This window comes from Pseudomonas sp. LH1G9 (genome assembly GCF_002949975.1).
GTDB classification, from domain to species: Bacteria; Pseudomonadota; Gammaproteobacteria; order Pseudomonadales; family Pseudomonadaceae; genus Aquipseudomonas; species Aquipseudomonas veronii.
Genome location: NZ_CP026880.1, coordinates 5,981,802 through 6,001,153, shown reverse-complemented (window position 1 = coordinate 6,001,153; position 19,352 = coordinate 5,981,802). Strand labels below are relative to the sequence as shown.

Here is a 19,352-nt window from a genome sequence, read left to right as displayed (position 1 = left end):
GCCCTCGCAAATTGAGTGACGCTGGATTTAGAAGCGGTAGTGCGAGAAAGCCTTGTTAGCTTCAGCCATACGGTGCACGTCTTCACGCTTCTTAACAGCAGCGCCTTTACCTTCAGCAGCGTCCAACAGTTCGCCAGCCAAACGCAGAGCCATAGACTTCTCGCCACGCTTACGGGCGAAGTCTACCAACCAGCGCATTGCCAGGGCGTTACGACGGGACGGACGAACTTCAACCGGAACCTGGTAAGTAGCACCGCCTACACGGCGCGACTTCACTTCGACCAGCGGAGCGATGGCGTCGAGAGCTTTCTCGAAGATTTCCAGGGGGTCGCTGTTCTTGCGTTCTTTAACCTTTTCCAGCGCGCCATAAACGATACGCTCGGCAACGGCTTTCTTGCCGCTTTCCATCACGTGGTTCATGAACTTGGCCAGGATTTGGCTTCCGTATTTTGGATCGTCAAGCACTTCGCGCTTGGCTGCTACGCGTCTTCTTGGCATGGATAAGCCCTCAAACGGTCTTCAGGTTCGCTCGGAATCGGTGCCCTTTCGGGACGCCTCCGACCTTACTCTTATCGACTCAGAAAATAAGATGATTCAGTTTTACAAAAAGCCGCTACTACTTAGGCTTCTTGGTACCGTACTTCGAACGACCCTGGTTACGACCTTTAACGCCGGAAGTATCCAAGGAGCCGCGTACGGTGTGGTAACGAACACCTGGCAAGTCTTTTACACGACCGCCGCGGATCAGTACCACGCTGTGCTCTTGCAGGTTGTGGCCTTCACCGCCGATGTACGAGGAAACCTCGAAACCGTTGGTCAGACGCACACGGCATACTTTACGCAGTGCCGAGTTAGGTTTTTTCGGCGTAGTGGTATACACGCGAGTGCATACGCCACGACGTTGCGGGCAGTTCTGCAGCGCAGGTACGTCGGATTTCTCGACGATACGCTTACGCGGCTGACGTACCAGCTGGTTGATAGTTGCCATCTACTAGCTCCACTGTTGTCTTGCGACGCTATTGTCTTGCAAGAAAAGCAAAATGGCAGGAACGAATTCCCGCCAAATTTAGGGGTACAAGAGTCTAAAGAGGATCTTGCCCCCAGTCAAGGCAAGGCCCCGACCTCCCCTCTCAACGAACCGGGGCAAAACTGCCTCGATCCGACGAATGGGGGCTGCCAGGGCCCAGACTTATTTATCGCAGAACTCAGTTACCGCTTGAGTTCAGCGCTTCGGTCAGTGCAGCTTCCACTTCACTGGCGCTTACGCGCAACGGCTTGTCAGCATCACGGCGGCGCTTGCGCTCGCTGTGGTAAGCCAAACCGGTACCGGCTGGGATCAGACGACCCACAACCACGTTTTCTTTCAGGCCGCGCAGGTAATCGCGCTTGCCGGTTACCGCTGCTTCGGTCAGTACGCGAGTGGTCTCCTGGAAGGAGGCCGCCGAGATGAACGACTCAGTGGACAACGACGCCTTGGTGATACCCAGCAGTACACGAGTAAATTTGGAAACAAATTTCTCGTCGGCTGCCAGACGTTCGTTTTCTACCAGTACGTGAGTCAGTTCCATCTGGTCGCCCTTGATGAAACTGGAATCGCCGGATTCAGCGATTTCAACTTTACGCAGCATCTGACGCAGGATGGTCTCGATGTGCTTATCGTTGATCTTCACGCCTTGCAGACGGTAAACGTCCTGGATCTCGTTAACGATGTACTTGGCCAGCGCACTCACACCCAGCAGACGCAGGATGTCGTGTGGATCGCTCGGACCGTCGGAGATAACTTCGCCGCGGTTTACCTGTTCGCCTTCGAACACGTTCAGGTGACGCCACTTCGGAATCAGCTCTTCATACGGATCACTACCGTCGTTCGGGGTAATGACCAGACGGCGCTTGCCCTTGGTCTCTTTACCGAACGCGATGGTGCCGCTGACTTCAGCCAGAATCGACGCTTCTTTCGGACGACGAGCTTCGAACAAGTCGGCAACACGCGGCAGACCACCGGTGATGTCACGGGTCTTCGAAGTCTCTTGCGGGATACGCGCGATAACGTCACCGATCGCGATCTTCGCACCATCCGCTACACCGACCAGGGCGTTGGCTGGCAGGAAGTACTGAGCGATTACGTCAGTGCCTGGCAGCAACAGATCCTTGCCGTTGTCATCGACCATCTTCACGGCAGGACGGATGTCTTTACCGGCAGCTGGACGATCTTTCGCGTCGAGGACTTCAATGTTGGTCATACCGGTCAATTCGTCAGTCTGACGCTTGATCGTGATGCCTTCTTCCATGCCCACGTAGGTCACGGTACCTTTCATTTCGGTAACGATTGGGTGAGTGTGCGGATCCCACTTGGCCACGATTGCGCCAGCGTCGACCTTGTCACCTTCTTTAACCGAAATCACAGCACCATACGGCAGCTTGTAGCGCTCACGCTCACGACCGTAGTCATCAGCGATTGCCAGCTCACCGGAACGGGACACCGCAACCAGGCAACCATCCACTCGCTCAACGTGCTTGAGGTTGTGCAGGCGGACGGTACCGCCATTCTTCACCTGAACGCTGTCGGCTGCGGAGGTCCGGCTTGCCGCACCACCGATGTGGAATGTACGCATGGTCAGCTGGGTACCCGGCTCACCGATGGACTGGGCAGCGATAACGCCGACCGCTTCACCGATGTTCACCTGGTGACCACGAGCCAAGTCACGGCCATAGCACTTGGCGCAAATGCCGAAGCGGGTTTCGCAGCTGATCGGCGAACGAACGATCACTTCGTCGATGCTGTTGAGTTCGATGAACTCGACCCACTTCTCGTCAACCAGGGTGCCGGCAGGAACGATAATTTCCTCGGTACCCGGCTTGAATACGTCACGGGCAATAACACGGCCCAATACGCGCTCACCCAGCGGCTCTACAACGTCACCGCCTTCAATGTGCGGTGTCATCAGCAGGCCGTGCTCGGTGCCGCAATCGATCTCGGTTACAACCAGATCTTGTGCAACGTCTACCAGACGACGAGTCAGGTAACCGGAGTTAGCGGTTTTCAACGCGGTATCCGCCAGACCTTTACGAGCACCGTGAGTAGAGATGAAGTACTGAAGTACGCTCAAACCTTCACGGAAGTTCGCAGTAATCGGCGTTTCGATGATGGAACCGTCCGGCTTGGCCATCAGGCCACGCATACCAGCGAGCTGACGGATCTGCGCAGCAGAACCCCGTGCGCCCGAGTCGGCCATCATGTACATCGAGTTGAAAGACTCTTGATCGACTTCTACGCCATGACGGTCGATAACCTTCTCTTTCGAGAGGTTAGCCATCATCGCCTTCGACACTTCGTCGTTGGCCTTGGACCAAAGGTCGATCACTTTGTTGTACTTCTCGCCCTGGGTTACCAGGCCGGAGGCGTACTGACTTTCGATCTCTTTCACTTCATCGGTGGCAGCACTGATGATGCGGGCTTTTTCATCCGGGATAACGAAGTCGTTAACACCGATGGAAACGCCGGAAATGGTCGAATAGGCAAAACCGGTGTACATCAACTGGTCAGCGAAGATCACGGTCTCTTTCAGACCAACCACGCGGTAGCACTGGTTGATCAGCTTGGAGATCGCCTTTTTCTTCATCGGCAGGTTGACGACGTCGTAAGACAAACCTTTTGGCACAACCTGGTACAACAGCGCACGGCCGACAGTGGTGTCGACGATACGGACATTGCTCACGCTGCCGCCGTCACGGTCGTTCACGGTTTCGTGAATCCGCACTTTGACCTTGGCGTGCAGTGCGGCTTCGCCGGCACGGAACACACGGTCAACTTCCTGCAGGTCAGCGAACACACGACCTTCGCCCTTGGCGTTGATCGCTTCACGGGTCATGTAGTACAGACCCAATACAACGTCCTGCGACGGAACGATGATTGGCTCACCGTTGGCTGGCGACAGGATGTTGTTGGTCGACATCATCAACGCACGCGCTTCCAACTGGGCTTCCAGTGTCAGCGGTACGTGCACGGCCATTTGGTCGCCGTCGAAGTCGGCGTTGTACGCAGCACAGACCAGAGGGTGCAGCTGGATAGCCTTACCTTCGATCAGTACCGGTTCAAACGCCTGGATACCCAGACGGTGAAGGGTCGGTGCACGGTTGAGGAGAACCGGGTGTTCGCGGATCACTTCAGCGAGAACGTCCCAAACCTCTGGCAGTTCGCGCTCGACCATTTTCTTGGCCGCTTTGATCGTGGTCGCGAGACCGCGCATTTCCAGCTTGCCGAAGATGAACGGCTTGAACAGCTCAAGGGCCATCTTCTTAGGCAGACCGCACTGGTGCAGACGCAGGGTCGGGCCTACGGTAATTACCGAACGACCGGAGTAGTCAACACGCTTACCGAGCAAGTTCTGACGGAAACGACCTTGCTTACCCTTGATCATGTCAGCCAGGGATTTCAGAGGACGCTTGTTCGAACCGGTGATAGCGCGGCCACGACGACCGTTGTCGAGCAGGGCATCGACGGCTTCTTGCAACATACGCTTTTCGTTGCGCACGATGATGTCCGGAGCGGACAGATCGAGCAGGCGCTTCAAGCGGTTGTTACGGTTGATCACGCGGCGGTACAGGTCGTTGAGGTCGGACGTCGCGAAACGACCACCGTCCAACGGTACCAGCGGACGCAGGTCTGGCGGCAGAACCGGCAGAACGGTCAGCACCATCCACTCTGGCAAGTTGCCGGAACCCTGGAAGGCTTCCATCAACTTCAGACGCTTGGACAGCTTCTTGATTTTGGTTTCGGAGTTGGTTTGCGGAATTTCTTCACGCAGACGGCCAATCTCGTGTTCCAGGTCGATAGCGTGCAGCAGTTCGCGGACAGCTTCGGCACCCATGCGGGCATCGAAATCGTCGCCAAACTCTTCCAGCGCTTCGAAGTACTGCTCGTCGTTCAGCAGCTGACCTTTTTCAAGGGTGGTCATGCCTGGATCGATAACGACATAGCTCTCGAAGTAGAGAACGCGTTCGATATCACGCAGGGTCATGTCCATCAGCAAGCCGATACGGGACGGCAGCGATTTCAGGAACCAGATGTGGGCAACCGGCGAAGCCAGTTCGATGTGCGCCATGCGCTCACGACGAACCTTGGCCAGTGCAACTTCAACGCCGCACTTCTCGCAGATCACACCACGGTGCTTCAAGCGCTTGTACTTACCGCACAGGCACTCGTAATCCTTTACCGGGCCAAAGATCTTGGCGCAGAACAGGCCGTCACGCTCGGGTTTGAACGTACGGTAGTTGATGGTTTCCGGCTTTTTAACTTCACCGAACGACCACGAACGGATCATCTCAGGCGATGCCAGTCCAATACGGATGGCGTCGAACTCTTCGACTTGACCCTGGTTTTTCAGCAAATTCAGTAGGTCTTTCAAGGCCTTTCCTCCTGGCGGAGCAGAGAGCGGGCCAAATAGCCCCGCTCTCGATTCGCGTCACGTGTTATTCGGTTTCCAGATCGATATCGATGCCGAGGGAACGAATTTCTTTGATCAACACGTTGAAGGACTCGGGCATGCCCGGCTCCATACGGTGATCGCCGTCCACGATGTTTTTGTACATCTTGGTCCGACCGTTCACATCGTCCGACTTCACTGTGAGCATTTCTTGCAGAGTGTAAGCAGCACCGTATGCTTCCAGTGCCCAGACCTCCATCTCCCCGAAACGCTGACCACCGAACTGAGCCTTACCACCCAGCGGCTGCTGGGTAACCAGGCTGTACGAACCGGTAGAACGAGCGTGCATCTTGTCGTCTACCAAGTGGTTCAGCTTCAGCATGTACATGTAGCCAACAGTAACCGGGCGCTCGAACTTGTTGCCGGTGCGGCCGTCGAACAGCTGCATCTGGCCGCTTTCGGGCAGGTCTGCCAGTTTCAGCATGGCCTTGATTTCGCTTTCCTTGGCACCGTCGAACACCGGGGTAGCCATTGGAACGCCGCCGCGCAGGTTCTTCGCCAGATCCAGGATTTCCTGGTCGGAGAAGGTATCCAGCTCTTCTTTGCGGCCGCCGATCTCGTTGTAGATCTCGTGCAGGAACTTGCGCAGGTCAGCAACCTTGCGCTGCTCTTCGATCATACGGTTGATCTTCTCGCCCAGACCTTTGGCCGCGAGGCCCAGGTGGGTTTCGAGGATCTGACCAACGTTCATACGCGAAGGTACGCCCAACGGGTTGAGGACGACGTCGACCGGGGTGCCATTGGCATCGTGCGGCATGTCTTCAACCGGCATGATCACGGAGACCACACCCTTGTTACCGTGACGACCGGCCATCTTGTCCCCCGGTTGGATGCGGCGACGGATTGCCAGGTAGACCTTGACGATTTTCAGCACGCCTGGAGCCAGGTCATCGCCCTGCTGCAGTTTGCGCTTCTTGTCTTCGAACTTGTCGTCCAGCAGACGGCGGCGATCGACGATGTAGGCCTGGGCCTTCTCGAGCTGCTCGTTCAGAGCGTCTTCAGCCATGCGCAGTTTGAACCACTGGCCGTGCTCAAGACCGTCGAGGACTTCGTCGGTGATGTCCTGACCTTTCTTCAGGCCCGCGCCGCCTTCGGCCTTGTGGCCTACCAGAGCGGAACGCAGACGTTCGAAGGTCGCGCCTTCAACGATACGGAACTCTTCGTTCAGGTCCTTGCGGATCTCGTCGAGCTGGGTCTTCTCGATGGACAGTGCACGAGCATCACGCTCAACGCCGTCACGGGTGAAGACCTGTACGTCGATGACAGTACCTTTGGTACCGGTCGGTACGCGCAGGGAGGTGTCTTTAACGTCGCTGGCTTTTTCACCGAAGATGGCACGCAACAGCTTCTCTTCCGGAGTCAGTTGGGTCTCGCCTTTCGGAGTGACCTTACCGACCAGGATGTCGCCTGCGCCAACTTCAGCACCTACGTAAACGATACCGGCTTCGTCCAGCTTGTTCAGTGCAGCTTCACCCACGTTCGGGATGTCTGCAGTGATTTCCTCTGGCCCAAGCTTGGTATCACGCGCCACACAGGTCAGTTCCTGGATGTGGATCGTGGTGAAGCGGTCTTCTTGAACCACACGCTCGGACAGGCAGATGGAGTCTTCGAAGTTGAAGCCGTTCCACGCCATGAACGCGATACGCATGTTCTGGCCCAGCGCCAGTTCACCCATGTCGGTGGACGGGCCGTCAGCCATGATGTCGCTGCGCTGAACGCGATCACCCTTACGCACCAGCGGACGCTGGTTGATGCAGGTGTTCTGGTTCGAGCGGGTGTATTTGGTCAGGTTGTAGATGTCGACACCGGCTTCGCCAGTTTCAACTTCGTCATCGGCAACACGCACCACGATACGGCTGGCATCAACGGAGTCGATCACGCCGCCACGACGAGCCACGACGCAAACGCCGGAGTCACGGGCTACGTTACGCTCCATGCCGGTACCTACCAGCGGCTTGTCAGCACGCAGGGTCGGTACAGCTTGACGCTGCATGTTGGAACCCATCAACGCACGGTTGGCGTCATCGTGCTCCAGGAACGGGATCAGCGACGCGGCGACCGAAACTACCTGCTTGGGCGATACGTCCATCAAGGTGACGTCTTCCGGCGCCTTGACGGTGAACTCGTTCAAGTGACGAACAGCTACCAGTTCGTCGACCAGGACTTTCTTCTCGTTCATCGTGGCCGAAGCCTGAGCGATCACGTGATCGGCTTCTTCGATGGCGGACAGGAATACGATCTCGTCGGTGACCAGAGCGTCTTTCACCACACGGTACGGGCTCTCAAGGAAGCCGTACTGGTTGGTGCGCGCATAGGCGGCCAGGGAGTTGATCAGACCGATGTTCGGACCTTCCGGCGTTTCGATCGGGCAAACACGACCGTAGTGCGTCGGGTGTACGTCACGAACTTCGAAGCCAGCACGCTCACGGGTCAGACCGCCCGGGCCCAGTGCAGATACACGGCGCTTGTGGGTGATCTCGGAGAGCGGGTTGTTCTGGTCCATGAACTGCGAGAGCTGGCTGGAACCGAAGAACTCTTTCACCGCCGCAGCCACTGGCTTGGCGTTGATCAGGTCTTGCGGCATCAGGCCTTCGCTTTCAGCCATCGACAGACGCTCTTTGACCGCACGCTCAACACGTACCAGGCCAACGCGGAACTGGTTCTCGGCCATTTCGCCTACGCAGCGAACACGACGGTTACCCAGGTGGTCGATGTCATCGACGATGCCTTTGCCGTTACGGATGTCGACCAGAGTCTTCAGGACCGCAACGATGTCTTCCTTGCACAGCACGCCCGAACCTTCGATCTCGGTACGACCGATACGACGGTTGAACTTCATCCGGCCGACCGCAGACAGGTCATAGCGCTCAGGGCTGAAGAACAGGTTGTTGAACAGGGTTTCGGCAGCGTCTTTGGTCGGTGGCTCGCCAGGACGCATCATGCGATAGATCTCGACCAGCGCTTCCAATTGGTTGCTGGTGGAGTCGATCTTCAAGGTGTCGGAGACGAACGGACCGCAGTCGATATCGTTGGTGTACAAGGTCTCGATGCGAACAACCTGGGCCTTGGCGATTTTTGCCAGGATCTCGGTGTTCAGCTCGGTGTTGCACTCAGCCAGGATTTCGCCTGTGGCCGGGTGAACGATGACCTTGGCGGTCGTGCGCCCCAGGACGTAGTCCAGAGGCACTTCCAGCGACTTGATACCGGCTTTTTCGATCTGGTTGATGTGGCGCGCAGTGATACGGCGGCCGGCTTCAACGATGACCTTGCCATTTTCGTCCTGGATATCCAGGACAGCAATTTCACCACGCAGACGCGAAGCGATCAGTTCCAGGCTGAGGGTTTCGTCCTTCAGGCTGAACACGTTGGTGGTGTAGAAAGCATCAAGCACTTGCTCAGTGGTATAGCCGAGCGCGCGCAGCAGTACCGAGGCCGGCAGCTTGCGACGACGGTCGATACGCACGAACACGCAGTCTTTCGGGTCGAACTCGAAGTCCAACCACGAACCACGGTACGGAATGATCCGCGCGGAGTACAGGAGCTTGCCGGAGCTGTGCGTCTTGCCGCGGTCGTGGTCGAAGAACACGCCCGGGGAACGGTGCAGCTGGGAAACGATAACACGCTCGGTACCGTTGATAACGAAGGTACCGTTTTCAGTCATCAGTGGGATTTCGCCCATGTAGACTTCTTGCTCTTTGATGTCCTTGATCGCTTTGTTCGACGATTCTTTGTCGAAAATGATCAGACGGACTTTTACCCGCAAAGGTACGGCGTACGTAACACCGCGCAACACGCATTCTTTGACATCAAATGCCGGTTCGCCCAGGCGATAACCGACGTACTCCAGCGCAGCATTGCCGGAGTAGCTGATGATCGGGAAAACGGATTTGAAGGCCGCATGCAGGCCCACGTCGCGGAACTGATCTTTGGTCGCTCCCGCCTGCAAGAATTCACGATACGAATCCAGCTGGATAGCCAGAAGGTACGGGACATCCATGACGTCCGGCAACTTGCTAAAGTCCTTGCGGATACGTTTTTTCTCAGTATATGAGTAAGCCATCAGCGTTCCCCAGCTTGGTCACCTGCTTGTTTGGCCCTCCCGACGGGAGCAGCCAGAAAATCTTGCAAACCCCTTGGTTTGCACCACCGCACCGGGTGGCTACAGCACGTTAATGGCGGCGACCGAGTCGACAGCCAAGAACGGAAAAAGGCCGGTGGCAAGAGCCACCAGCCATCAGCCTTCAGCTTAACGCTTGGGCTGGAGACGCAAGGTCGATGCTTACTTCAGCTCGACTTTAGCGCCTGCTTCTTCCAGAGCGGCCTTGGCTTTGTCAGCTGCGTCTTTGGCAACAGCTTCCAGAACCATGGCAGGAGCGCCGTCAACTACAGCCTTGGCTTCTTTCAGGCCCAGACCGGTCAGTTCACGAACTGCCTTGATCACGTTTACTTTCTTCTCGCCAGCTTCCAGCAGCATGACGTTGAATTCGGTTTGCTCTTCAGCAACAGCAGCAACAGCGGCTGGGCCAGCGGAAGCAGCGGCAGCAGAAACGCCGAATTTTTCTTCGAAAGCTTTGATCAGCTCAACAACCTGCAGAACCGACATTTCAGCTACGGCGTTGAGGATATCTTCTTGGGAGATAGACATTACTGTATTTCCTGAATTGGGGGACGGCCTACGCGGCCATCGAAATAAACAAAAATACGCGAGAGAAAATGCTCAGCCTTAGGCTGCGGCAGCTTCTTTTTGCTCGCGAACTGCAGCCAGAGTACGAGCCAGCTTGCTGGTAGCGCCTTGAATCACGCTCATCAGTTGCGAAATAGCTTCGTCACGGGTCGGCAGTGTTGCCAGTACGTCGATTTGGTTAGCTGCGAGGAACTTGCCCTCGAACGCAGCTGCCTTGATCTCGAACTTGTCCTGACTCTTGGCGAACTCTTTGAACAAACGGGCAGCAGCGCCTGGATGTTCTTTGGAGAACGCGATCAGAGTCGGGCCGGTGAACACGTCGTTGAGGACACTGTATTCAGTGTCAGCAACAGCGCGCTTGAGCAGGGTGTTACGTACAACACGTACGTATACGCCAGCTTCACGAGCCTCTTTACGGAGTCCGGTCATAGCGCCTACTGTCACACCACGGGCATCAGCCACGACAGCGGACAGAGCAGCTTTGGCAGCCTCGTTGACTTCAGCGACGATGGCCTTCTTGTCTTCGAGATTAATTGCCACGGGTTTAACTCCTGCTTGTTACCGTTTCATCTGGCCGAAGCCGGATGTCGTTTTGGTGTCTGATTCGGTAAGGAACCGGGAGCACCATCTGCGTAGGCTTGAGGTTTAAGACTTGCGTCGCCTACGGTCTTGGATAGCCCCCGCCAGGCAGGGACCCCAATTTTTTCAATTGGCGCGATCGCTCACGCCAACTTGTGTCTTATACGTCCAGCGAGCCTTGGTCGATGACCAGACCTGGGCCCATAGTGGTGCTCAGGGTAACGCGCTTGACGTAGATGCCTTTCGAGGAAGCTGGTTTGATACGCTTCAGATCAGCGATCAGGGCTTCAACGTTTTCCTTCAGCTTGACGGCATCGAAACCGACTTTGCCAACGGAAGTGTGAATGATGCCGTTTTTGTCGGTGCGATAACGAACCTGACCAGCCTTGGCGTTTTTAACCGCGGTAGCGACGTCTGGGGTTACGGTGCCGACTTTTGGGTTAGGCATCAGGCCACGTGGACCAAGGATCTGACCCAACTGACCTACAACGCGCATTGCATCCGGGGAAGCAATAACGACGTCATAGTTCAGGTCGCCGCCTTTCATTTCGGCAGCCAGGTCGTCCATGCCAACGCGATCGGCGCCGGCGGCCAGAGCAGCTTCAGCTGCTGGACCTTGGGTGAAGACAGCAACACGTACAGTCTTGCCAGTACCGTGTGGCAGCACAGTAGCGCTACGAACGACCTGGTCGGATTTACGTGGGTCAACACCCAGGTTCACAGCAACGTCAACCGACTCGCTGAACTTGACAGTCGACAGCTCGGTCAGCAGGGCAGCAGCGTCTACAAAGTTGTAGGCCTTGCCTGCTTCGATTTTGCCGGCGATAGCCTTTTGGCGCTTGGTCAGCTTAGCCATTACACACCCTCCACGTTAAGGCCCATGCTACGAGCAGAACCGGCGATGGTACGCACGGCTGCATCCATATCAGCTGCAGTCAGATCCGCGTTTTTGGTTTTCGCGATTTCTTCCAGCTGAGCACGAGTCACGGTGCCAACCTTAACGGTGTTAGGACGAGCGGAACCGCTAGTCAGACCAGCAGCTTTCTTCAACAGAACCGAAGCCGGGGTCGACTTGGTTTCGAAGGTGAAGCTACGGTCGCTGTATACAGTGATGATCACTGGAGTCGGCAGACCTGGCTCAAGACCCTGAGTACGGGCGTTGAAGGCCTTGCAGAATTCCATGATGTTCACGCCGTGCTGACCCAGAGCTGGACCGACGGGTGGGCTAGGGTTGGCCTGAGCGGCCTTCACTTGCAGCTTGATGTAAGCGGTAATCTTCTTGGCCATGAGGCACTCCAATTACGGGTTCGAACGCCTCGAAAGGCTCCCCGGTTACTTGCGCGTTTATCCCAGTGACGACAAAACCCCACAGCCTAGGCTGCGGGGTTGGGATGCTTGCTCAGTTAGACCTTTTCGACCTGACTGAACTCCAACTCTACCGGAGTAGAGCGTCCGAAAATGAGCACTGCCACTTGGATCCGGCTCTTTTCGTAGTTAACTTCTTCGACGGTGCCGTTGAAATCAGCAAACGGACCATCGGTAACACGAACAACCTCACCTGGCTCGAACAACGTCTTCGGCTTAGGCTTGTCGCTACCGTCAGCAACACGACGCAGAATCGCTTCTGCTTCTTTGTCGGTGATCGGAGCAGGCTTATCGGCAGTACCGCCAATGAAGCCCATGACACGAGGGGTATCCTTGACCAAGTGCCAAGTACCTTCATTCATGTCCATCTGAACCAGCACGTAGCCAGGGAAGAACTTGCGTTCACTCTTGCGCTTCTGCCCATTCCGCATTTCAACCACTTCTTCAGTGGGAACCAGAATTTCGCCGAAGCCATCTTCCATGCCTGCCAGCTTTACGCGCTCCAGCAAAGAGCGCATAACATGCTTCTCGTAACCCGAGTAAGCATGCACAACGTACCAACGCTTAGCCACGGGACACCCTTAGCCAACAATCAAGGAAACAAGCCAGCCGAGCAGGGAATCAAGCCCCCACAACAGCAACGCCATAACCAGAACAACAGCCACAACAATCAACGTGGTCTGCGTGGTTTCTTGGCGAGTCGGCCAAACGACTTTACGAATTTCGGTGCGAGCTTCCTTTACCAGGACCGCGAAAGACTTGCCTTTGGCAGTCTGCAGGCCTACAAAGGCAGCTACAGCAGCGAGGGCGAGCAAAGCGAGTACGCGGTACAGGATCGGCGAAGCAGAATAGTACTGATTGCCAACAACGCCTACGACCACCAATGCGACTACAGCGAGCCACTTGATCAGATCGAAACGAGAGCTTTGAGCTTCAGCCTTAGGAGTCATCTATGAAGATCCTGTGAAAAGAAAGCCAGATACACCACGTGAATCTGGCAGGTCAGGAGGGAATCGAACCCCCAACCTACGGTTTTGGAGACCGTCGCTCTGCCAATTGAGCTACTGACCTAAAACAAAATCAGGCCGACCATTATGCAGGCCTGAAAAAGACTTTACAACAGCCAACCCCTAGAGACTTGAAACCAACCGGCGAAAACGCCCATTACAACAGAATCAAGCCGAGATAGCCGTTAAAACAAAGGCAGATATTTTCATATCTGCCTTGTTATATGGAGCTCTTGAGCGGATTTGAACCGCTGACCTCACCCTTACCAAGGGTGTGCTCTACCAACTGAGCTACAAGAGCAAAACACGCTGCACAACCTGCAAACTTGGAGCGGGTAGCGGGAATCGAACCCGCATCATCAGCTTGGAAGGCTGAGGTTCTACCACTAAACTATACCCGCGGAGCTTGCAGCTCACGCTAAAAATGGTGGAGGGGGAAGGATTCGAACCTTCGAAGTCGTAGACGTCAGATTTACAGTCTGATCCCTTTGGCCGCTCGGGAACCCCTCCTAAGCGAGCCGGCATTCTACATCATGCCAGCCTTCTGTCAAGCATTTTCTCATTAAAAATATGAGGTTAGCTGCGTTGACCTTCGCTTCACACTGTAGGCCTTAAAGGTCTTCACTGCGAAGCGGGCGCCATTCTATGCAAACTATTCGAGAGTTGCAATGCCTTCGCACAGCATTATTTTATGTTTTAACTCATTGAATTCCTTAGCAAGGTTTTCAAACGGCAGATCCTCAGCCAGACGCCGGCTTTCAGGGGCCACACGAAGCCAGTAACCGGACGCCTCAGGTGTGCTCAACAGTTGAACCTTGACCTTTATATCCAGGCTTGTGAGGCGCTGCTCAAGCGACTGCGCCTGGTGCTGGTCGGCAAAGCCGCCGATGTATAAGCAGGTATTCTGCGCCTCGGGCGCTTTTGCTCGATCACGCCGGGACACCGAGTCCGAGGACTCGCTTAGCAGCCGAATATCCTGCTGAGGGCCACGATACAGACTCAGGGGCGTGACATCCTTGGCGCGCAACGGCGCCTCTTGCTGATGCCAAACGTAATAGAAGGCATTAAGAACGAGTAAAAGTAAAAACAGCCAACGCATAAACACCTCAGGACAATGGACACGCCATGGCCAGACCAACGAAAACCAGGTCCGGGACCAACCGCGCCTGCGGCACGGCGTCCGAGACCAGATCAGCATCCCCACCCGTCAGGAATACGGTGAAATCATCACCCCAGTAGCTGCGGGCCAACTCGAGCTGGGTCAACACGAAGCCCCTGAGCATCAGCGTACAACCACGCTCGACAGCCTCCGCGGTCGTGCGCCCGGGGGAGAGCCGCTCCAGGGCACGCTCAGCCGCCGCGTCGTCGTAGCGTATCTTGCGGGTGTGCGTGCGCAACTGGTTGCGCATCAACGGCATGCCGGGGCAAATGAAGCCGCCCAGGTGCTGGCCGTCTGCCGCGATGAAATCGGCGGTGGCTGCGGTACCAAAATCGAGTACCAGGCACGCGCCCGAAGCCAACTTGAAGCCACCCAGCATCGCCAGCCAGCGATCAAGACCAAGGCGTTCGAAGTCTTGGTAGCCATTGCGCACGCCAGCCATCTCACGCGCAGGGACAGCACAGGAGACGACAACACCGAAAGCCCCCTGCAAAGCCTCGACCAGCTTATTGGTCTCTTCTGAAGCCCGAACACTCACCAATCGGCAACGCGCCAACGACAGGCCTGGTAGCGCTGCCAGGCTTTCAATCAATGCGAGGTCCGACCCCACAACACCTTCGGCGCAAGCTTTCGCCTGATCCGATTCAAGTACGCGCCATTTGATAAAGCTATTCCCACAGTCGAGCTCAAGAATCATCACGCAACCTCAGGCTTAGCTCACCACCGCTGTATATTTTTTCAACACCATCGACGCTCAAACGCAACGCACCCTGGCGGTCGACCCCCAGAACCACCCCGTCAACCTGATTGACTCCAGCAATGAGGGACACCGCCCTGCCCTGCCATAAGTGATTCTGCTCCCACTCCTGCTGAAGCGCCGCAAAGCCGGAGGCCGCGTGTCGCTCCAAGTAACGTTGCAACTGCAGCCCCAGCCGCGCCACCAGTAGATTGCGATCTACGGGAGAGCCCGTTTCAAGCTGCACCGACGTCCACTGCTGATCGATTGCCGCGACTTTCTGCATATTTACGTTGATGCCGATCCCGAGCACAACGTGACAGATATCAGCAGGATCGCCGACCAACTCCAGCAGGATACCGGCAATTTTCTTCTGCCCCACCAAGACATCGTTTGGCCATTTCAAGGCAGCTCCTTGCACGCCCGACTCGCGCAAGGCCTGCATGACCGCAAGCCCCACAACCAGGCTCAGCCCCTCTAGCTGCCGCAGACCGCCCTCGATGCGCAGCACGAGGCTGTAATACACATTCTGAGCGAACGGGCTGACCCACTTGCGCCCCCGTCGACCTCGCCCGGCGCTCTGCTGCTCGGCGAGCACCAGGAATGGTGCCGCGCACCCCGCATCGACAAGGCGCAAGGCTTCAGCATTGGTGGAGTCAATGGAATCGAATATGTGGACGGGCCACGCCAGGGAAGGCGCCTTCAGCGCGATGTCTTCGGCATTCAAGAACACCAGCGGCGATACCAACTGGTACCCCCTGCCACGCACTTTGTGGATGGGCAGGTTTAACTCAGCCTCAAGATGCTGAAGCTGCTTCCATACAGCACTGCGACTGACGCCCAGGGCGGCGCCCAGCGCTTCCCCGGAGTGGAATCGACCATCTTTCAGAAGTTTTAACAACGTCAGCATGCAAGTATCGCCTCACAATGAGGCACGCATGATAGCCATGCGCAGGGTCATTGCATAGAAAGGCCGGGCCTTAGCACTGACGTCCGTCGCAATGAGCCCCTTGAGCCTTTCCGACCGCCCAAAACAAAACCCCTGTCTGCGTAAGCAAACAGGGGTTCTGGAATTTAATCTTGACGATGACCTACTCTCACATGGGGAAACCCCACACTACCATCGGCGATGCATCGTTTCACTGCTGAGTTCGGGATGGGATCAGGTGGTTCCAATGCTCTATGGTCGTCAAGAAATTCGGGTACTGAGTCGTGGCCTGATGGCCTCGCTTCAGCAAATTGGGTATGTGATAGTTTTCGGTGTTTTGTAAGAGTCGAACTTTCGGTTCGTTTCGTCTTCACACACCGCAATCTGGTCTCTTTCGAGTTCGCAAATTGCTTGGGTGTTATATGGTCAAGCCTCACGGGCAATTAGTATTGGTTAGCTCAACGCCTCACAGCGCTTACACACCCAACCTATCAACGTCGTAGTCTTCGACGGCCCTTCAGGGGACTCAAGGTCCCAGTGAGATCTCATCTTGAGGCTAGTTTCCCGCTTAGATGCTTTCAGCGGTTATCTATTCCGAACATAGCTACCCGGCAATGCCACTGGCGTGACAACCGGAACACCAGAGGTTCGTCCACTCCGGTCCTCTCGTACTAGGAGCAGCCCCTCTCAAATCTCAAACGTCCACGGCAGATAGGGACCGAACTGTCTCACGACGTTCTAAACCCAGCTCGCGTACCACTTTAAATGGCGAACAGCCATACCCTTGGGACCGGCTTCAGCCCCAGGATGTGATGAGCCGACATCGAGGTGCCAAACACCGCCGTCGATATGAACTCTTGGGCGGTATCAGCCTGTTATCCCCGGAGTACCTTTTATCCGTTGAGCGATGGCCCTTCCATACAGAACCACCGGATCACTAAGACCTACTTTCGTACCTGCTCGACGTGTCTGTCTCGCAGTCAAGCGCGCTTTTGCCTTTATACTCTACGACCGATTTCCGACCGGTCTGAGCGCACCTTCGTACTCCTCCGTTACTCTTTAGGAGGAGACCGCCCCAGTCAAACTACCCACCATACACTGTCCTCGATCCGGATAACGGACCTGAGTTAGAACCTCAAAGTTGCCAGGGTGGTATTTCAAGGTTGGCTCCACGCGAACTGGCGTCCACGCTTCAAAGCCTCCCACCTATCCTACACAAGCAAATTCAAAGTCCAGTGCAAAGCTATAGTAAAGGTTCACGGGGTCTTTCCGTCTAGCCGCGGATACACTGCATCTTCACAGCGATTTCAATTTCACTGAGTCTCGGGTGGAGACAGCGCCGCCATCGTTACGCCATTCGTGCAGGTCGGAACTTACCCGACAAGGAATTTCGCTACCTTAGGACCGTTATAGTTACGGCCGCCGTTTACCGGGGCTTCGATCAAGAGCTTCGCGTTAGCTAACCCCATCAATTAACCTTCCGGCACCGGGCAGGCGTCACACCCTATACGTCCACTTTCGTGTTTGCAGAGTGCTGTGTTTTTAATAAACAGTCGCAGCGGCCTGGTATCTTCGACCGGCATGAGCTTACGGAGCAAGTCCTTCACCCTCACCGGCGCACCTTCTCCCGAAGTTACGGTGCCATTTTGCCTAGTTCCTTCACCCGAGTTCTCTCAAGCGCCTTGGTATTCTCTACCCAACCACCTGTGTCGGTTTGGGGTACGGTTCCTGGTTACCTGAAGCTTAGAAGCTTTTCTTGGAAGCATGGCATCAACCACTTCGTCATCTAAAAGATAACTCGTCATCAGCTCTCGGCCTTAGAATCCCGGATTTACCTAAGATTCCAGCCTACCACCTTAAACTTGGACAACCAACGCCAAGCTGGCCTAGCCTTCTCCGTCCCTCCATCGCAATAACCAGAAGTACAGGAATATTAACCTGTTTTCCATCGACTACGCTTTTCAGCCTCGCCTTAGGGACCGACTAACCCTGCGTCGATTAACGTTGCGCAGGAAACCTTGGTCTTTCGGCGTGGGTGTTTTTCACACCCATTATCGTTACTCATGTCAGCATTCGCACTTCTGATACCTCCAGCAAGCTTCTCAACTCACCTTCACAGGCTTACAGAACGCTCCTCTACCGCATCACTTACGTGATACCCGTAGCTTCGGTGTATGGTTTGAGCCCCGTTACATCTTCCGCGCAGGCCGACTCGACTAGTGAGCTATTACGCTTTCTTTAAAGGGTGGCTGCTTCTAAGCCAACCTCCTAGCTGTCTAAGCCTTCCCACATCGTTTCCCACTTAACCATAACTTTGGGACCTTAGCTGACGGTCTGGGTTGTTTCCCTTTTCACGACGGACGTTAGCACCCGCCGTGTGTCTCCCATGCTCGGCACTTGTAGGTATTCGGAGTTTGCATCGGTTTGGTAAGTCGGGATGACCCCCTAGCCGAAACAGTGCTCTACCCCCTACAGTGATACATGAGGCGCTACCTAAATAGCTTTCGAGGAGAACCAGCTATCTCCGAGCTTGATTAGCCTTTCACTCCGATCCACAGGTCATCCGCTAACTTTTCAACGGTAGTCGGTTCGGTCCTCCAGTTAGTGTTACCCAACCTTCAACCTGCCCATGGATAGATCGCCCGGTTTCGGGTCTATTCCCAGCGACTAGACGCCCTATTAAGACTCGCTTTCGCTACGCCTCCCCTATTCGGTTAAGCTCGCCACTGAAAATAAGTCGCTGACCCATTATACAAAAGGTACGCAGTCACCTAACAAAGTAGGCTCCCACTGCTTGTACGCATACGGTTTCAGGATCTATTTCACTCCCCTCTCCGGGGTTCTTTTCGCCTTTCCCTCACGGTACTAGTTCACTATCGGTCAGTCAGTAGTATTTAGCCTTGGAGGATGGTCCCCCCATATTCAGACAAAGTTTCTCGTGCTCCGTCCTACTCGATTTCATGACTAAGAGATTTTCGCGTACAGGGCTATCACCCACTATGGCCGCACTTTCCAGAGCGTTCCGCTAATCTCAAAGCCACTTAAGGGCTAGTCCCCGTTCGCTCGCCACTACTAAGGGAATCTCGGTTGATTTCTTTTCCTCAGGGTACTTAGATGTTTCAGTTCCCCTGGTTCGCCCCTTACACCTATGTATTCAGTGTAAGGTAACCATCTTATGATGGCTGGGTTCCCCCATTCAGACATCTCCGGATCAAAGTCTGTTTGCCGACTCCCCGAAGCTTTTCGCAGGCTACCACGTCTTTCATCGCCTCTGACTGCCAAGGCATCCACCGTATGCGCTTCTTCACTTGACCATATAACCCCAAGCAATCTGGTTATACTGTGAAGACGACATTCGCCGAAAATTCGAATTTCTCAATTAAGAGAACTCACAAATTTTACCTTAGCCTG

13 protein-coding genes, 4 tRNA genes and 2 rRNA genes are annotated in these 19,352 nt (G+C 55.4%); all 19 read right to left on the bottom strand.

The annotated features are described in order from the left end of the window. Nucleotides 1-27 precede the first annotated feature (27 nt). Nucleotides 28-498, bottom strand: a complete 471-nt coding sequence (gene rpsG, locus C5F70_RS27755) for a 30S ribosomal protein S7 (protein WP_002555493.1) — start codon at nucleotides 496-498, stop codon at nucleotides 28-30. Between the two features lie 118 nt (nucleotides 499-616). Then, nucleotides 617-988, bottom strand: coding sequence for a 30S ribosomal protein S12 (gene rpsL / locus C5F70_RS27750; RefSeq protein WP_002555494.1), 372 nt, complete (start codon nucleotides 986-988; stop codon nucleotides 617-619). Between the two features lie 217 nt (nucleotides 989-1,205). Beyond that, a complete protein-coding gene (gene rpoC / locus C5F70_RS27745) occupies nucleotides 1,206-5,405 on the bottom strand; it encodes a DNA-directed RNA polymerase subunit beta' (RefSeq protein ID WP_017848799.1) in 4,200 nt (1,399 codons plus the stop codon). A 64-nt stretch (nucleotides 5,406-5,469) separates the two neighbouring features. Beyond that, complete coding sequence (rpoB, locus tag C5F70_RS27740; RefSeq protein WP_017848798.1) at nucleotides 5,470-9,543, bottom strand: DNA-directed RNA polymerase subunit beta; 4,074 nt, start codon at nucleotides 9,541-9,543, stop codon at nucleotides 5,470-5,472. Between the two features lie 219 nt (nucleotides 9,544-9,762). Continuing rightward, entirely contained in the window at nucleotides 9,763-10,128 is a 366-nt protein-coding gene (gene rplL, locus C5F70_RS27735; RefSeq protein ID WP_046486495.1) for a 50S ribosomal protein L7/L12, read from the bottom strand. A 78-nt stretch (nucleotides 10,129-10,206) separates the two neighbouring features. Beyond that, nucleotides 10,207-10,707, bottom strand: a complete 501-nt coding sequence (rplJ, locus tag C5F70_RS27730; protein WP_016969477.1) for a 50S ribosomal protein L10 — start codon at nucleotides 10,705-10,707, stop codon at nucleotides 10,207-10,209. A gap of 199 nt (nucleotides 10,708-10,906) precedes the next feature. Beyond that, nucleotides 10,907-11,602, bottom strand: coding sequence for a 50S ribosomal protein L1 (gene rplA / locus C5F70_RS27725; RefSeq protein WP_003232403.1), 696 nt, complete (start codon nucleotides 11,600-11,602; stop codon nucleotides 10,907-10,909). Then, a complete protein-coding gene (rplK, locus tag C5F70_RS27720; RefSeq protein WP_003176435.1) occupies nucleotides 11,602-12,033 on the bottom strand; it encodes a 50S ribosomal protein L11 in 432 nt (143 codons plus the stop codon). Before rplK ends, rplA begins: the two co-directional genes overlap by 1 nt. Before the next feature lie 116 nt (nucleotides 12,034-12,149). Beyond that, nucleotides 12,150-12,683: a transcription termination/antitermination protein NusG gene (gene nusG / locus C5F70_RS27715; protein ID WP_003176436.1), complete on the bottom strand. Its 534-nt coding sequence runs from the start codon at nucleotides 12,681-12,683 to the stop codon at nucleotides 12,150-12,152. Nucleotides 12,684-12,692: 9 nt separating this feature from the next. Continuing rightward, nucleotides 12,693-13,061, bottom strand: coding sequence for a preprotein translocase subunit SecE (gene secE / locus C5F70_RS27710; RefSeq protein ID WP_046486494.1), 369 nt, complete (start codon nucleotides 13,059-13,061; stop codon nucleotides 12,693-12,695). A gap of 45 nt (nucleotides 13,062-13,106) precedes the next feature. Continuing rightward, a tRNA-Trp gene (locus C5F70_RS27705) sits at nucleotides 13,107-13,182 on the bottom strand. Nucleotides 13,183-13,343: 161 nt separating this feature from the next. Further along, a tRNA-Thr gene (locus C5F70_RS27700) sits at nucleotides 13,344-13,419 on the bottom strand. Nucleotides 13,420-13,445: 26 nt separating this feature from the next. Further along, nucleotides 13,446-13,519: transfer RNA gene (locus C5F70_RS27695), tRNA-Gly, on the bottom strand. A gap of 24 nt (nucleotides 13,520-13,543) precedes the next feature. Beyond that, nucleotides 13,544-13,628 (bottom strand) — tRNA-Tyr (locus tag C5F70_RS27690). A 142-nt stretch (nucleotides 13,629-13,770) separates the two neighbouring features. Next, complete coding sequence (locus C5F70_RS27685) at nucleotides 13,771-14,217, bottom strand: hypothetical protein (RefSeq protein ID WP_104904364.1); 447 nt, start codon at nucleotides 14,215-14,217, stop codon at nucleotides 13,771-13,773. Between the two features lie 7 nt (nucleotides 14,218-14,224). Then, nucleotides 14,225-14,974, bottom strand: a complete 750-nt coding sequence (locus C5F70_RS27680) for a pantothenate kinase (protein ID WP_057005468.1) — start codon at nucleotides 14,972-14,974, stop codon at nucleotides 14,225-14,227. Beyond that, complete coding sequence (gene birA / locus C5F70_RS27675; RefSeq protein ID WP_104904363.1) at nucleotides 14,964-15,923, bottom strand: bifunctional biotin--[acetyl-CoA-carboxylase] ligase/biotin operon repressor BirA; 960 nt, start codon at nucleotides 15,921-15,923, stop codon at nucleotides 14,964-14,966. The genes C5F70_RS27680 and birA overlap by 11 nt, the downstream gene beginning before the upstream one ends. A gap of 168 nt (nucleotides 15,924-16,091) precedes the next feature. Beyond that, nucleotides 16,092-16,207 (bottom strand): 5S ribosomal RNA (gene rrf / locus C5F70_RS27670). Between the two features lie 156 nt (nucleotides 16,208-16,363). After that, a 23S ribosomal RNA gene (locus C5F70_RS27665) occupies nucleotides 16,364-19,255 on the bottom strand. Nucleotides 19,256-19,352: the final 97 nt, after the last annotated feature.

What these genes read in the sequence shown, in the direction of transcription:
- rpsG (WP_002555493.1), bottom strand. Translation starts at nt 498, where the DNA reads ATGCCAAGAAGACGCGTAGCAGCCAAGCGCGAAGTGCTTGACGATCCA.
- rpsL (WP_002555494.1), bottom strand. Translation starts at nt 988, where the DNA reads ATGGCAACTATCAACCAGCTGGTACGTCAGCCGCGTAAGCGTATCGTC.
- rpoB (WP_017848798.1), bottom strand. Translation starts at nt 9,543, where the DNA reads ATGGCTTACTCATATACTGAGAAAAAACGTATCCGCAAGGACTTTAGC.
- rplL (WP_046486495.1), bottom strand. Translation starts at nt 10,128, where the DNA reads ATGTCTATCTCCCAAGAAGATATCCTCAACGCCGTAGCTGAAATGTCG.
- rplA (WP_003232403.1), bottom strand. Translation starts at nt 11,602, where the DNA reads ATGGCTAAGCTGACCAAGCGCCAAAAGGCTATCGCCGGCAAAATCGAA.
- rplK (WP_003176435.1), bottom strand. Translation starts at nt 12,033, where the DNA reads ATGGCCAAGAAGATTACCGCTTACATCAAGCTGCAAGTGAAGGCCGCT.
- secE (WP_046486494.1), bottom strand. Translation starts at nt 13,061, where the DNA reads ATGACTCCTAAGGCTGAAGCTCAAAGCTCTCGTTTCGATCTGATCAAG.
- C5F70_RS27685 (WP_104904364.1), bottom strand. Translation starts at nt 14,217, where the DNA reads ATGCGTTGGCTGTTTTTACTTTTACTCGTTCTTAATGCCTTCTATTAC.
- C5F70_RS27680 (WP_057005468.1), bottom strand. Translation starts at nt 14,974, where the DNA reads ATGATTCTTGAGCTCGACTGTGGGAATAGCTTTATCAAATGGCGCGTA.
- birA (WP_104904363.1), bottom strand. Translation starts at nt 15,923, where the DNA reads ATGCTGACGTTGTTAAAACTTCTGAAAGATGGTCGATTCCACTCCGGG.